Raw genomic sequence first — 14134 nt, 5'->3', positions numbered from 1 at the left:
CAACATTATGTTTCTAATTCTTTGTGCGTGACGGGCCAACGGGCTGGCTGGTCCTGTCATGCCAATTTATTGCAATCCGTTGACGGCGAGAAAAACCTCACCCTCCGAGCCGCGATCCAGCTTGATACGGCGCATCGTCAACAAGCCAAACACGCTATCGCAGCTATTCAACTTGACGATGCATCTTCTGTCGCGCGGCCTAATGCCATAGTGTCAAACGCGATTCGAATGCTGACAAGGACGACACATGCTCACAGGTGAAATTCGCGCGAAGGTCGATCAGGTGTGGAATGCCTTTTGGGCGGGCGGGATTGCCAATCCGCTGGAGGTGATCGAGCAGATCACCTATCTGCTTTTCATGCGCGGGCTGGATGAGGCGCAGACGCTGGCGGAAGAAAAGGCAAATATGCTGAACCGCCCCCTGGAGCGGGTGATTTTCCCGGAAGGCGTTTACCGCATCATCCGTGATGAAGAGACCGGCGAAGTCAAAGAAGAAATCACCTATGACATGCTGCGCTGGTCGCGGCTGAAGAATGATGATCCGGCCCGCATGTATTTCATCGTTTCGGAAAATGTCTTCCCCTTCATTCGCGATATGGCCGAAAAAGGCACCGCGCATTCGGAGCATATGAAGGGCGCGCGCTTTACGATCCCAACGCCTGGCCTGCTGGCCCGCGTGGTGGATATGCTGGCGGCCATCCCGCTGCAGGATCGCGACACCAAGGGCGATCTTTATGAATATATGCTCTCCAAGATCGCCTCTGCCGGGCAAAACGGCCAGTTCCGCACGCCGCGCCACATCATCAAGCTGATGGTGGAACTGATGGCACCGCAGCCAAAGGATGTGATCTGCGATCCGGCCAGCGGCACCTGCGGCTTTCTGGTGGCGGCGAGCGAATATGTGCGCCATCATCATCCAGGCATTTTCCGCGATGATGAGAGCCGCAAACATTTCCACGAAACCATGTTCCACGGCTATGATTTCGACAGCACCATGCTGCGCATCGGCTCCATGAACATGCAGCTTCATGGCGTGGAAGGGGCCGATATCCGCTACCGGGATTCGCTTGCCACCGGCCATGCAGACGATGCGGACAAATATTCGCTGATCCTTGCCAACCCGCCCTTTGCCGGCTCGCTGGATTACGAAACGACAGCCGCCGACCTGCAGGCGATCGTGAAGACGAAGAAGACCGAGCTTCTGTTCATGGCGCTGTTTCTGAAGCTCTTGAAGCCTGGCGGGCGCGCCGCCGTCATCGTGCCGGATGGCGTGCTGTTCGGCTCCTCCAAGGCGCACAAGACCATCCGCAAGATGCTGGTGGACGATCACAAGCTGGATGCCATCATCAAACTGCCGTCCGGCGTGTTCAAGCCCTATGCCGGTGTGTCCACCGCTATCGTCATCTTCACCAAAACCAATTCCGGCGGCACCGATCACGTGTGGTTTTACGATGTTGCCGCCGATGGCCTGAGCCTGGATGACAAACGCCAAAACCTGCTGGCAGACGAAAAGCTCGGCCCCACGCCAGAGATGGCTTTGAGCGATGAGGACCACGCCAAAAACAACCTGCCCGACATCGTTGCCCGCTGGCGCATGCGCACCGGCAGCGAACGCGAAAACCCGCGCACCGCCCAAAGCTTCACCGTGCCCCGCGCCGATATCGCAGCGGCCGACTACGACCTCTCGCTCAACCGCTACAAGGAAGTGGTGCACGAAGCCACCGACCACCGCCCGCCCAAGGAGATTATCGCCGAACTGCTGGCGCTGGAGGATGAGATTGCGGCGGGGCTTAGGGAGTTGGAGGGGATGTTGTGAGTGTGCGCCTAGGCGATGTAGCCGAATTCATCAGAGGCGTCACATATAAACCAGCTGATATTCTGGCCGAAAATGCCGTAAATAGTATCGCTTGCCTGCGAACAAAGAACATTCAAGAAACTTTAGAGGATGACGACCTAGTTTTCATTCCTCAGGAGTCTATCAAGGATTCTAAGCTTTTGTGCGAAGGTGACATATTGGTATCTAGTGCGAACAGTTGGAACCTAGTGGGCAAATGCTGTTGGATACCAAATTTGGGCTATCAGGCTACCTTTGGCGGTTTCACCTCAGTTCTAAGAGGTGACAAATCAAGGATCGAAAAACGCTACCTCTATCATTGGTTTTCGTCCCCAAGGATACAGCAGTTGGCAAGGAGCTTTGGGAATCAGACGACCAATATTTCAAACCTAAATCAGAATCGTTGTTTGGAACTTGAAATCCCCCTACCACCGCTCGATGAGCAGAAGCGGATTGCGGCTATACTGGACAAGGCCGATCAGCTTCGCCAAAAGCGCCGCCAAGCCATCGCGCTCCTCGACAGCCTCACCCAGTCGGTCTTTCTGGAGATGTTTGGGGATCCGGTGAGTAATCCGAAGGGATGGAAGGAAGGCGAGTTACTTTCTGATGTAGCTGAAATCCGCTCAGGCATTACAAAAGGACGCGCTACTCGCGGAGAAGACTTACGAACTGTCCCATACTTGGCAGTGGCCAATGTCCAGGACAAATCCCTCAATCTAGATACAGTAAAAGAAATAGATGCCACTGAAGATGAAATCAAAAGATACAAACTCGAAAAGGACGACCTTTTGGTCACCGAGGGTGGCGATCCTGATAAGCTAGGACGTGGAACACTGTGGAACAATGAATTGCCTGAAGCTATTCATCAAAACCATATATTCAAAATACGTTTCAAGGATAAGCGTATACTCCCTCTATTCGCCAATTGGCTCATCGGCAGCAAAAGAGGAAAGTCGTATTTTCTGCGATCCGCGAAGCAGACCACCGGAATAGCCTCAATAAACAAGACCCAGTTATCAGACTTCCCTATGTTAATTCCTCCCATATCAATACAACTTGAGTTTGCGGAGAAAGCCGCTAACGTAAATTCTATGTTAGACAAGTTGAATTCGCTGCGCATCGAACAAGACAACCTATTCGCCTCCCTCCAGCATCGCGCTTTCAGCGGTCAGCTCTGAGATTGCCGCATGTCCAACTTCGCCTTCCTCTCCGCTGAATTCCCTGAGATTTTTGACAGCGCGAAGCGGGCGGAAGGCTATGTGGCGAGTGACCCGCGCTCTGCGGCCTTTAATGCCCGGTTCACGGTGGAGCAGGCGGTAAAATGGATCTACAAGCACGATAGCGGGCTGAAATTTCCCTATGACCGGAATATCTCCGCGCTGATCCACGAACCGACTTTTATGCAGCGTGCGGGGCAAGCGATTTTTGCCAAGGCCAAGCTGATTATCCGCATCGGCAATCTTGCCGCGCACGAAACCAAAACGACTACGGAGAAGGATGCGGCCAATGCCGCGCGCGAACTTTTTCACCTCACATTCTGGCTTGCCCGCACCTATGCCAAGGTGCCGCCGCCCGACAGTTTGACCTTTGATCCCGCACAACTGACCCGCAGCAATGCATTGGTGAAACGCGCCTATTCCGAACTCACGCGTTTGAATGCTGAAAAGGAAGCATCAGACAAGGCCTTTGAGGAGCTGGCGCGCAAAAACGCGGAGTTGGACGCGGAGCTGAAAGCCGCCCGTGCCGAGCGCGACAAAATCCGCCGTGAAAACGAAAGCCGGCCCGACCACCACGATTATGGTGAGGCTCAAACCCGTGAAATCTGGATCGACACCTATTTGAAAGAGGCCGGCTGGCCGCTCGATCAGACCCGCGACCGGGAATATCCCGTCACCGGCATGCCCAACAAGGAGGGCAATGGCTTTGTCGATTACGTTCTGTGGGGTGATGACGGCAAGCCGCTGGCGCTGATTGAGGCCAAGCGCACCAAGCGCGACCCCCGTGCTGGCCAGCAGCAGGCCAAGCTTTATGCCGATTGCCTGGAAGCGCAATTTGGCCAGCGCCCGGTGATCTTCTATTCCAATGGCTACAGCCACTGGATTTGGGACGATGCGGCCTATGCCCCGCGCGAGGTGTCCGGTTTTTACACAAAAGACGAGCTGCAGCTTCTGATCCAGCGGCGAAGCTCTGCCAAGCCGATGGGCACGGTTGCGCTCAACCGCAAAATCGCCGACCGCTACTATCAGGAGCGCGCCATTGCCAAGGTGAAGGAGTCTTTCGAGACCAAACGCCAGCGCAAGGCGCTCCTGGTGATGGCCACAGGCTCCGGCAAGACCCGCACGGTGATCGCACTGGTGGATGTGCTGATGCGCGCAGGCTGGGTGAAGCGCGTTCTCTTCCTCGCCGACCGTGTGGCGCTGGTCAATCAGGCAGTGCGCGCCTTCAAGGCGCATCTGCCGGAATCCTCACCCGTTAATCTGGTGACAGAGAAGAATGGGGAAGGCCGCGTTTACCTCTCCACCTATCCCACCATGATGAACCTGATTGACGAGCGCAAGGGTGGTGCGGCCCGCTTTGGCCCCGGCCATTTCGACCTTGTGATTATCGATGAGGCGCACCGCTCGGTCTATCAGCGCTATGGCGCGATCTTCAAATATTTCGACAGTCTTCTGGTCGGTCTCACCGCCACACCAAAGGATGAGATCGACCACAATACCTACGGCCTGTTTGACCTGGAAGACGGCGTGCCGACGGACGCCTATTCGCTCGACAAGGCGGTGGAGGATGAATATCTCGTGCCGCCGGTCTCGGTCTCCGTGCCGCTCAAATTCATCCGGCAAGGCATTTCCTATGATGAGCTTTCCGATGCGGAAAAAGAACAATGGGACATGCTGGAATGGGATGAGGAAGACGGCGACCCGCCCGACCGCGTGGATGCCGAGGCCGTCAACAAATGGCTTTTCAACGCCGACACGGTGGACAAGGTTCTGGCCCATGTGATGACCGAAGGCCTGAAGGTGGCAGGCGGCGACCGGATCGGCAAAACGATCATATTCGCCAAAAACCAGGATCATGCCGAGTTCATCGAAAAGCGCTTCAACGCTGCCTATCCGCACTTGCGAGCCGGCCACTTCGCCCGCGTCATCACCTTCAAGACAGACTATGCCCAAAGCCTGATCGATGATTTTTCAAAGAAGGACAGCGCACCACATATCGCGATTTCCGTGGATATGCTCGACACCGGCATTGATGTGCCGGAGGTCGTCAATCTCGTGCTCTTCAAGCTGATCCGCTCGAAAACCAAATTCTGGCAGATCATCGGGCGCGGCACCCGCCTCTGTCCCGACCTTTTCGGTCCTGGCGAAGACAAGGAGTTTTTCCGCGTTTTCGACTATTGCCAGAACCTCGAATTCTTCAGCCAGAACCCCAAGCTGGATGACGGCAAGAATGCAAAATCACTGAGCGAGCGCCTTTTCGCAGCCCGCTTCGACCTCGTGCGGGCGCTTGACGAGAAAAATGAGCCGTTGCGTCGTGATGCCTTGCAGGAAGTCGGCGAGGGCTACGATGCAGGACCGGAAGCCGCCCCAAGCGAAGAGCAGGTGCGCAACACCGCCCTCGCCTTTCTCAAGGACTATGTGCGCTCGATGAACCTCGACAACTTCATCGTTCGTGGCGAGCGCAAGCTGGTGGAGAAATACCAGAAGCCGGAAATCTGGCAGCGCCTGACCGACGACATGCGTGACGAGCTTCTCGATCACGTCGCGCCGCTGCCGAACGAAATGAAGAGCGAGCAAGAAGAGGCCAAACGTTTTGACCTCCTCATGTTCAATCTCGAGATCGCGCTCCTGAAGGGCTCCAAACGTTTCGAGACACTGAAAAAGCAGCTCATCGACATTGCTTCGGCTTTGGAGGAGGTCAACATCCCGACCGTCACCGCCCAGCAGGGGCTGATACTGGATATCCTCTCCGATCCCTGGTGGGAGGGTATCACCGTGCCGCTGCTGGAGCTTGTCCGCCTGCGCCTGCGCAGCCTCGTGCACCATATTGAAAAGCGCAAGAAAGCCATCGTCTATTCCAATTTCGTGGATGAGCTTGGGGAAGGCACCGAACTCGATCTGCCGGAAGTCGGCGAAGTGGACTTTGCCCGCTTCAAGCGCAAGGCACGCCACTTTCTGCGCGAACACGAAGACCACATAGCCATCGCCAAACTGCGCCATGGCAAGCCGCTGACGCAAACCGACATCGAGAGCCTGCAGAAAATGCTGATTTCGGAAGGCATCGGGGACGCCGGGCATTTCGAAAAAGCAAGCGAACTGGCGCATGGCTTCAGCGCATTCATCCGCTCCCTCGTCGGCCTCGACCGCCACGCGGTTGCGGAAGCCTTTGGCGAGTTTCTGGGCGACAGCGCGGCAACCGCCGAACAGATCGAGTTCATCGAAATGATCATCGAGCACCTGACCGAAAAGGGAACAATGGACCCCGGCCTGCTTTACGAAAGCCCGTTTATCGATGTCGCACCAGAAGGCCCGCAGCAGGTTTTCGATTTCGACCGCACCAGGAAACTGATTGAAGTCATCAACAGGTTGAACGACAGCGCCGCCAGTTGATGGCCTAAGCGCTCTCTTTGACTCAGAGAAGTGTCAGAGAGCGGTAACCGGTGTTCCGCTCACTGCCAAGTCAACGGACATAAGCCGGCCGAATTTGGCAAGCTACTGCCTCGGAATTGACCGGCTGAGTGAGATGCGGGAGGGAACCTTGGAAAGCAAAGTTGTGATCTCTGTTGATCCACGCTTTACCCCGAGAGGGAATGATCAGAATTCCGATTTTTGGGTAGTGGCGTCAGACGCCAACATCCAAACGGCGATGGAGCTACGGAGCACCAATCGAGTAAACTCCATCACGACGTTCAACGATATGGGTAACGACGTGGAAAACGTAGCCTCAATTTTACCGACCATAATCGAGCATCACCCAACAGCGACCACCATCGTTGTGCAAGGGATTGAGGCAAACGCGCACATCGATGTTATTCGCGCGGCTCCCGCGTCGTGGGTGGGCAGATCAAATGATGGCGATGTGACTATAGAGCGGGCCTAACGCACAAGATAACCTTCCGTCAGCCCAGCAAAGCGACCGCTTTATAACGGCAGACGGAATGTCCCGCTCATGTGAAGGTGCCAACGGCACACCGGCACTTATCGCAACGCTTCAGTCATGAACTGCAAATAAACCTGAATAAAACGGTGGAGGGTGAAAAACGAAATTCAAACCCAGAGCCATGCAAGCAGGGTTGGCGTGGCGGCCACGTGCAAACAAAAATGGCGGAGTGTCGGGGAGAAACTTCGAACCTGCAAAGGTTCGCAAGCTCGACTGAGCGTCGGCCACATCTGGCCGCCCTGTCTGGAGGTCAGCCCAAAGGGCGAAACGACCGTGAAGACATAAAAATGGCGGAGAGGAAGGGATTCGAACCCCCGATACGGTTGCCCGTATGCCGCATTTCGAGTGCGGTGCTTTCAACCACTCAGCCACCTCTCCGGCCCTGTCGCATACCCTTTCAAACCGTAAGGTTTGAAAACAGGATGACGCGACACTTATAAAGTGCTACGGCATGCCATCCCATAGCGTGGTTGACGCCTTGTTCGGCGCGGGCCATCACATAGCGATAGTTTAGCGGCGACGCAAGAGCGAAATGCCGGTAAAATAAGGCAGCGCGCTTGACAGGTTGGCTTTCCTGACGTATCTCCCGCCCCAACGATGGCGCGGAATCTGTCCGCGCTTTCATTTTGCTTCACGGCAAAATCTCACCGGCATCACCATCTGCTTCTGCAAGACGCTGATTTTGTTGCTAAAACCGACTGACAAAAAGACGGCCTGCGGCTGAATTTCATTCGCAAGAGCTGGAAACGAACAGAAAGGCAAAGAAATGTTCGCAGTCATCAAGACCGGCGGTAAGCAGTACCGCGTAGCGGCCGACGACGTCGTAACAGTTGAAAAACTGGAAGGCGACGCTGGCGCAAAGATTGAATTCGCCGAAGTTCTCATGGTCGGCACCAAGATCGGCGCTCCTTTCATCGAAGGCGCGAAGGTCACCGCTGAGATCGTTGAGCATGGCCGGGCCAAGAAGGTTATCGCCTTCAAGAAGCGCCGCCGCCAGAACTCCAAGCGCTCGCGCGGCCACCGCCAGCATCAGACGACTGTCCGCATTCTGGACATCGCAGCTGGTCAGTAAGACGAGAACAAAGGTTTAAAGGAGAACACCCATGGCACACAAAAAAGCTGGCGGTTCATCGCGTAACGGTCGCGATTCTGAGTCCAAGCGTCTTGGCGTGAAGAAATTCGGCGGCGAAAGCGTTCGCGCCGGCAATATTCTCGTGCGTCAGCGCGGCACCAAGTGGCATCCGGGCGCCAATGTTGGCCTCGGTAAGGACCACACGATTTTTGCCCTTACGGAAGGCAACGTGAGCTTTGCCACGAAAGCCAACGGCCGCGTCTACGTGTCCGTGATGCCGAAAACGGCAGAAGCAGCGGAATAAGCCGGTAGCGCTCAAAAACAGCCGGCGTCTCATCGACCCGGCTGACGCTTCAAGGTTCAGGCCAAAAGATCAAAAGGGGAGATGGGGCAATACCCAACTCCCCTTTTTGCTTGTCTTTCAAGGAGCTGAACAATGCAGAGCGAAATGTTAAGAGAGGGATCATCCCGGTCCCCGGAAGAACGGCTGCAGAGCCAGAGGGTGTCAACCCAAAGTCCTGTCATGTTATCGGAGCGGCTGGTTTTGAGAGCCCCGCACATTGAAGACATCGACGCCCTTGCCCATCTCGCCAACAACGCCAAAATCGCCACAATGGTTTCGCGCATGCCGCATCCTTATACGGTTGCTGATGCCGCTGCCTTTGTACGACGCGCCAATAATGGCGTGATTGGCAAGGCCGTCTTTGCCATTACCAAAGCAGACACGGGCGAATTCATGGGTTGCTGCGGATTGGAGGTCGATCCGGCGGAACAAAGCCGTGGGGAAATCGGTTATTGGCTCGGCGAACCACACTGGAGACAGGGGTACGCCACAGAAGCCGCTCAGGTTCTCGTCGACATGGCCTTCCGTGATGACATGATTGAGATGCTGGATGCCCGCTGCCGCGTGGTCAACACAGCCTCTCGCCGCGTGATCCAGAAATGCGGGTTCCAATATCAGGGAACCGGCATGGCACCGTCGCTTGCGCTGGGCGGCACGACTGCAGTTGAATGGTACCGGCTCGACCGGGCGACCTGGTTGTCGCTCAGAAGCTGGGGAGGATCGAGATGAGCGCTCTGGCAATAACCCCGAACAGAAACCTGCGGGCAGGACCCCGGCAAAACACGCTGAGTTTTGCCACCCAGCCCACCATCCGCACCAACAGGCTGACCCTGCGCGCGCTCAAGCCGGAGGATCAATATCGCCTGGCAACCGGCATGCAGACCCCGGAGGTTGTCCGCATGCTGCTGCCGGTTCCAGTCCCCTATAACCATGAAGACGGGCTGGATTTCGTTCGCGCCTGGCAGGGTGGCGAGATTGATGGCTGGGCCTATGCCATCACGCTGGATGGCGGCGCGCTGGAGGGCGTGATTTCCATCGAGCATCGCGAAACCGGCAAGCGTCCCGGCTGGCACATCGGCTATTGGCTTCTACCAACCCACTGGGGCAAGGGCTACATGAGTGAGGCTGCAAGCGCGCTGATTGAGCGTTTCTTCTCCATCATGATGGGCGAAACACTCTATGCCGGCGTCATCACCGATAACCCGGCCTCGCTGAAGGTTCAGGAAAAGCTCGGCTTTTCGGTCACCGGCACCACATGGGCCTTCTGCAACCCGCGCGGCACCATGGTGGATGTTGTTGAAACGGAACTGACCTTCGGTTCCTTCATGCCGGCTTGATAGTTCGGCCCCCTCGCCAGTCTGGCTGAGGGGGCCGGTTCATTTTCAAATTGAGAATCCGGTTCCATCTGAAATGATCTCCACACCCTCCAGCGCTGCGGCAAAATCTGTCACCGGTCGCGGCTGAAACGTGGCGTCGAGCATGGTCAACGACTGCATCCGGTCACACCGAAACGTGCGTGGTGCACCGCGCAGATGGTCAAAGGCAAGCGTATACCAGGCCGGATAATTCAGCAGCAGGAAATGCGGCTCAATCACCCGCTCCGTCACCTCGCCTTTTTCACTGAGATAGGAAATCTCGATTGCGCGGTTCAGCAGAAATGCCTCGTGCAACCCGCCCACCACATCGTCCGGCGGCACGGAATAGTTGGAAAGCACGAACGGCGACACCGTCTGCCCGACAATGATGCGCGATTGCAATGCGCGAATGCGGCTCTGGTCGGCACGTGAGAAGGACGCCACCAGCTTGCGCCGCACAGATGAAAGATTGGACATCAGCAAGGGCGACTTCATCTGCCGGATCACCGCCAGGCTCACCAGCAAACCCACCGCCTCGCGATAGTTCAGCGATATCCGGCCCACGCCCCAATTGGCGCTCAGCCGCACCCCGCCGCCGCGCCCACGCTCCGCCTCAATCGGCAATCCGCGTTCGCGCAGGATTTCAATATCGCGGCTGATAGTGCGCAGACTGATGGCAAATTCTGCCGCCAGGTCTTTCAGCACAAGCGGCTCAGCAGATTTCAGCCTGGCCTCCAGCACGTCCAGTCGTTCCAGCCTGTCAGATGTCGTTGCGCGTTTCATGAAAGAAATATGCCATAAAATGGCATATATTTCGATAGCTCTTCTTTCAGACCCTAAACGAAAGGAAAACCCAATGAAAAACAGGATCATAGAAATCGCAACTGTCACCCTGGCTGCGGGCAAAACGGAAGAGGATCTCGTGGCCGCATCCGATCAATTTCAAACATTCCTTTCCACCCAGCCCGGCTTCATCGCCCGCACCCTGGTGCGCAAGGACGATGGGCTGTTTGCCGATGTGGTGGAGTGGGAAGACCAGGCTTCGGCCGATACGATGATGCAGGCCGCTGCCGGTTCGCCCGAATGCGGGGCCTATTTCAGTGTCATGAACCTCGCCGATAACAACCCCGCAACAGGGGTCGCCCACTGCACGGTTCTGGCCCAATATCAGGCATGAGCGCTTGGGACACGCAAACGGAAACAAACCGCCACCAGGACGGATTTCATGCGTGACAGTCTGCGCCAAAAGGCAATCGATGTTTGCAACCGCAAGATTGCGCAAAAGGGAGAGGCTGTCGGCCTCTCCTTCTATGCTTTCTTCGCCAACAGGAATGACGATCCCGAATGCCTGATGGAAGCCGCCGAATGGTGGATCAGAACGCACCAGCTCGATCATTTCGAAAAAGCGGTAAAAATTCGCGATATGATTCGAAAGGGAATGTGAGATTGCCATGGAACCCTTGAAAAACCTGTTCTCCCCGAAGCTCACCCAAAACATGGCGCGTAACATCGCCAGACACGCCCAGGGTTTTGATCAGACCGGCTTCGAAGCTGACGTGATGGAAAAGCTTGAGGCACTGGAACTCAAGCCCCGCGCCCAATGGATTACCGATTGCCTGCATCAATATCTGCCGCCGGACTGGACAACCCGCGAGCGCATTTTGCGCGCAAGCCTGCACCCGCTTTCAAACAGCAGTCCGGAACAGCCAACCGACGGTGATGGCATCCGTGGCTGGGCCATCATGCCGCTCACCATGCTCATTGGTCAGCACCATATCGCCCATTTCGATGAGGCCATGGCGCTTCTTTATGAGATGACCCGCCGCTTCACATCCGAATTTGCCGTGCGCTATTTCCTGCTGGAAGATCAGGCCCGCGCACTCGCAATCATGGAAAGCTGGCTTGATGATGAGGACGAGCATATCCGCCGTCTGATTTCGGAAGGGACGCGCCCGCGCCTGCCCTGGGCCATGCAGCTGCCCGCGCTGATGGCCGATCCCACCCCGGCCATTCCACTTCTGAAACATCTCCGCGACGATCCTTCAGAATATGTCCGCCGCTCGGTGGCCAACCATTTGAACGACATCGCCAAAGACCATCCGGATCTGGTGGCCGACATTGCCGCAGACTGGCTGAAGGAAGCCCCACCGGAGCGGCAGAAACTGCTGCGCCACGCCTGCCGCACGCTGATCAAGCAAGGCCATGGACCAACACTGAAAGCCTTCAACTTCGAACCACCGGCCATCGGCGCGGTAGAGATCAATATCGAAACGCCAACGGTAAATTTTGGCGAAGCGCTGAATTTTACAGCAGCCATCGCCTCAAAATCGAATAGCCCGCAAGCCGTTATCATCGATTACGCCATTCATTTCGTGAAAGCGGATGGCAAGCGAAAACCCAAGGTCTTCAAATGGACCAAAGCCACTTTGGAGCCGGGCAAACCGCTTCATTTGAAGCGCCGCCATCCCATTCGCGAAATTACCACCCGGCAATATTATACAGGCAAACAGGCCGTGTCGCTGCGCATCAACGGTGAGGATTTCGGCAGCGAGGAGTTTGAACTGATCATGCCCGATACCCTGCCATAATTGCCCCGGCAAAATGCTTCGGGACTTGGTCATAAAACCTTCGCGAGCTTGTCACCCAAACATTAAAACAGTGACACGAACCTCTCCCATTTTCCTCGCGGTTTCCCGCCACATTTTGATCAGGAGAGGATCATGTCACATTCCTTCAAACTACCCCGCCGTGCGTTTCTGCAGTCTGCGGGCGCAACCGGCATTGTTGCCGCTGCCGGCCTTGCCATGCCGTCCATTGTTCGCGCTGCATCACGCCCGGTCTTCACCCACGGTGTTCAGTCCGGCGATGTCGATATGTCATCCGGCATGATCTGGACACGCGTTGACCGTCCCTCCCGCGTCATGATGGAATATGCGACCACCGAGAGCTTTTCCAACGCCGTAAAGCTGCCGGCCCTGAACGCACTTCCCGACACGGATATGGCCGTCAAGCGCCTCATTGAAAACCTGCCCTCTGACCAGGATATCTTCTACCGCTTTACCGCCGCCGACCTGCAGGACATCAACAACACGTCCGAAACCATCACCGGCCAGTTCCGCACTGCGCCCGCTTCGCGCCGCAACGTGCGTTTTGCATGGTCTGGCGACACTGCAGGTCAAGGCTGGGGTATCGATGAAACCGGCATGAAAACCTACGCCACCATGGCCAAGCATCAGCCCGATTTCTTCCTCCATTCCGGCGACACCATCTATGCCGATGGCGCCATGACCGATGAAGTTGACCTGAAAGACGGCACCAAATGGGTCAACAAGGTTCTCACCGACGAGAAGCGCAAGGTTGCCGAAACGCTGGACGAATATCGCGGCCAATGGAAATACAACATGATGGACGAGCATGTGCGCGCGCTGAACGCCATCTGTCCGACCTTCTTCCAGTGGGACGACCATGAAGTGGTCAACAACTGGTCGGCTTCCAAGGATTTGTCCGGCGACGACCGCTACACCGAAAAGTCCGTCCAGCTTCTGTCGGCCCGCGCCGGCAAGGCCTTCCACGAAATGACACCGATCCGCTATACACCGGCCGAGCCCGGCCGCGTTTACCGCACGATCAATTACGGCCCAATGCTGGATGTCTTCTTCCTCGACATGCGCTCCTACCGTGGCGCCAACAGCGAAAACATGCAGGACGCACCAAGCGATGCCACGGCCTTCCTCGGCCAGCAGCAGATTGCCTGGCTGAAGCGGGAACTGGCCAATTCCAAGGCCACCTGGAAAATCATTGCAGCCGACATGCCCATCGGCCTCGTCGTGCGCGATGGCGACACCAAGTTCGAAGCCATTGCCAATGCCGATAACGGCCCGGCCAAGGGCCGCGAATTCGAAATCGCCGACCTGCTGCGCTACATCAAGAATGCCGGTATCACCAACACCGTTTGGCTCACCGCCGACGTTCACTACACGGCTGCTCACTACTACGACCCCAACAAGGCGCAGTTCCAGGACTTCGCCCCCTTCTGGGAATTCGTTTCCGGCCCGCTGCATGCCGGCACCTTCGGCCCGAACGATCTCGACATGACCTTCGGTCCGGAAGTGAAATATGTGAAAGCCCCACCGGAAGGCCAGGTCAATCTGCCGCCATCTGCCGGTCTGCAGTTCTTCGGCCTCGTTGATATCGATGGCCAGACCGAGCAGCTCACCGTCCGCCTCATGGATCGTGAAGACCAGGAACTCTGGAAAATCACGCTCGATCCGGCCCGCAGCGCGTAATCGGCAACACGCTCGTGGCCTCCCCTCTCCCCAACCCGCGGGGAGAGGGGAATTCCAACTGAGACCACCTCAAAAATATGAGCTATT

The 14134-nt window shown here is 56.4% G+C and carries 13 protein-coding genes and 1 tRNA gene; 12 read left to right on the top strand and 2 right to left on the bottom strand.

Going from position 1 to position 14134, the window contains the following annotated elements; all coding sequences use genetic code 11:
• The first annotated feature begins 247 nt into the window (after positions 1-247).
• The 4 genes from NHF56_RS01245 (at position 248) to NHF56_RS01230 (ending at position 6931) form a co-directional block, all read left to right on the top strand.
• Positions 248-1816: a class I SAM-dependent DNA methyltransferase gene (locus NHF56_RS01245; RefSeq protein ID WP_252800843.1), complete on the top strand. Its 1569-nt coding sequence runs from the start codon at positions 248-250 to the stop codon at positions 1814-1816.
• Positions 1813-3012 carry a restriction endonuclease subunit S gene (locus tag NHF56_RS20985; RefSeq protein WP_252800842.1) on the top strand — a complete coding sequence of 400 codons (1200 nt, stop codon included), beginning with the start codon at positions 1813-1815 and terminating at the stop codon, positions 3010-3012. The genes NHF56_RS01245 and NHF56_RS20985 overlap by 4 nt, the downstream gene beginning before the upstream one ends.
• Positions 3013-3021: 9 nt before the next feature.
• Positions 3022-6441, top strand: coding sequence for a DEAD/DEAH box helicase family protein (locus NHF56_RS01235; protein ID WP_252800839.1), 3420 nt, complete (start codon positions 3022-3024; stop codon positions 6439-6441).
• A 148-nt stretch (positions 6442-6589) separates the two neighbouring features.
• Positions 6590-6931: a hypothetical protein gene (locus tag NHF56_RS01230; protein ID WP_252800838.1), complete on the top strand. Its 342-nt coding sequence runs from the start codon at positions 6590-6592 to the stop codon at positions 6929-6931.
• 348 nt (positions 6932-7279) lie between these two features.
• On the opposite strand, the gene NHF56_RS01225 is transcribed toward NHF56_RS01230, so the two are convergent.
• Positions 7280-7369 (bottom strand) — tRNA-Ser (locus tag NHF56_RS01225).
• Positions 7370-7757: 388 nt separating this feature from the next.
• Between NHF56_RS01225 and rplU the strand changes: the two genes are divergently transcribed.
• From rplU to NHF56_RS01205, 4 genes are all read left to right on the top strand, one after another.
• A complete protein-coding gene (gene rplU / locus NHF56_RS01220) occupies positions 7758-8063 on the top strand; it encodes a 50S ribosomal protein L21 (RefSeq protein ID WP_252800836.1) in 306 nt (101 codons plus the stop codon).
• 31 nt (positions 8064-8094) lie between these two features.
• Positions 8095-8367: a 50S ribosomal protein L27 gene (gene rpmA / locus NHF56_RS01215; RefSeq protein WP_252800834.1), complete on the top strand. Its 273-nt coding sequence runs from the start codon at positions 8095-8097 to the stop codon at positions 8365-8367.
• Between the two features lie 132 nt (positions 8368-8499).
• A complete protein-coding gene (locus tag NHF56_RS01210) occupies positions 8500-9135 on the top strand; it encodes a GNAT family N-acetyltransferase (RefSeq protein ID WP_252800832.1) in 636 nt (211 codons plus the stop codon).
• Positions 9132-9743: a GNAT family N-acetyltransferase gene (locus NHF56_RS01205; protein WP_252800831.1), complete on the top strand. Its 612-nt coding sequence runs from the start codon at positions 9132-9134 to the stop codon at positions 9741-9743. The genes NHF56_RS01210 and NHF56_RS01205 overlap by 4 nt, the downstream gene beginning before the upstream one ends.
• A gap of 45 nt (positions 9744-9788) precedes the next feature.
• Here NHF56_RS01205 and NHF56_RS01200 read toward each other — a convergent pair whose 3' ends face one another.
• Positions 9789-10544 (bottom strand): YafY family protein, encoded by a 756-nt coding sequence (locus tag NHF56_RS01200; RefSeq protein ID WP_252800829.1) that lies wholly within the window; start codon positions 10542-10544, stop codon positions 9789-9791.
• Positions 10545-10617: 73 nt separating this feature from the next.
• Between NHF56_RS01200 and NHF56_RS01195 the strand changes: the two genes are divergently transcribed.
• From NHF56_RS01195 to NHF56_RS01180, 4 genes are all read left to right on the top strand, one after another.
• Entirely contained in the window at positions 10618-10938 is a 321-nt protein-coding gene (locus NHF56_RS01195) for an antibiotic biosynthesis monooxygenase (RefSeq protein ID WP_252800827.1), read from the top strand.
• A 48-nt stretch (positions 10939-10986) separates the two neighbouring features.
• A complete protein-coding gene (locus tag NHF56_RS01190) occupies positions 10987-11205 on the top strand; it encodes a DUF6500 family protein (protein WP_252800825.1) in 219 nt (72 codons plus the stop codon).
• Positions 11206-11212: 7 nt separating this feature from the next.
• Positions 11213-12349: a DNA alkylation repair protein gene (locus tag NHF56_RS01185; RefSeq protein WP_252800823.1), complete on the top strand. Its 1137-nt coding sequence runs from the start codon at positions 11213-11215 to the stop codon at positions 12347-12349.
• Positions 12350-12481: 132 nt separating this feature from the next.
• The gene (locus NHF56_RS01180; RefSeq protein WP_252800821.1) at positions 12482-14047 is read left to right on the top strand and encodes an alkaline phosphatase; all 1566 of its coding nucleotides are present in this window, start codon (positions 12482-12484) and stop codon (positions 14045-14047) included.
• Positions 14048-14134 lie beyond the last annotated feature (87 nt).

This window comes from Rhizobium sp. L1K21 (assembly GCF_024055895.1).
GTDB lineage: Bacteria > Pseudomonadota > Alphaproteobacteria > Rhizobiales > Rhizobiaceae > Ensifer_A.
This window is presented reverse-complemented; position numbering and strand designations above follow the sequence as displayed.

What these genes read in the sequence shown, in the direction of transcription:
- NHF56_RS01210 (WP_252800832.1), top strand. Translation starts at nt 8,500, where the DNA reads ATGCAGAGCGAAATGTTAAGAGAGGGATCATCCCGGTCCCCGGAAGAA.
- NHF56_RS01180 (WP_252800821.1), top strand. Translation starts at nt 12,482, where the DNA reads ATGTCACATTCCTTCAAACTACCCCGCCGTGCGTTTCTGCAGTCTGCG.
- NHF56_RS01200 (WP_252800829.1), bottom strand. Translation starts at nt 10,544, where the DNA reads ATGAAACGCGCAACGACATCTGACAGGCTGGAACGACTGGACGTGCTG.
- NHF56_RS01235 (WP_252800839.1), top strand. Translation starts at nt 3,022, where the DNA reads ATGTCCAACTTCGCCTTCCTCTCCGCTGAATTCCCTGAGATTTTTGAC.
- rpmA (WP_252800834.1), top strand. Translation starts at nt 8,095, where the DNA reads ATGGCACACAAAAAAGCTGGCGGTTCATCGCGTAACGGTCGCGATTCT.
- NHF56_RS01205 (WP_252800831.1), top strand. Translation starts at nt 9,132, where the DNA reads ATGAGCGCTCTGGCAATAACCCCGAACAGAAACCTGCGGGCAGGACCC.
- NHF56_RS01185 (WP_252800823.1), top strand. Translation starts at nt 11,213, where the DNA reads ATGGAACCCTTGAAAAACCTGTTCTCCCCGAAGCTCACCCAAAACATG.
- NHF56_RS01190 (WP_252800825.1), top strand. Translation starts at nt 10,987, where the DNA reads ATGCGTGACAGTCTGCGCCAAAAGGCAATCGATGTTTGCAACCGCAAG.
- NHF56_RS01245 (WP_252800843.1), top strand. Translation starts at nt 248, where the DNA reads ATGCTCACAGGTGAAATTCGCGCGAAGGTCGATCAGGTGTGGAATGCC.
- NHF56_RS01195 (WP_252800827.1), top strand. Translation starts at nt 10,618, where the DNA reads ATGAAAAACAGGATCATAGAAATCGCAACTGTCACCCTGGCTGCGGGC.
- rplU (WP_252800836.1), top strand. Translation starts at nt 7,758, where the DNA reads ATGTTCGCAGTCATCAAGACCGGCGGTAAGCAGTACCGCGTAGCGGCC.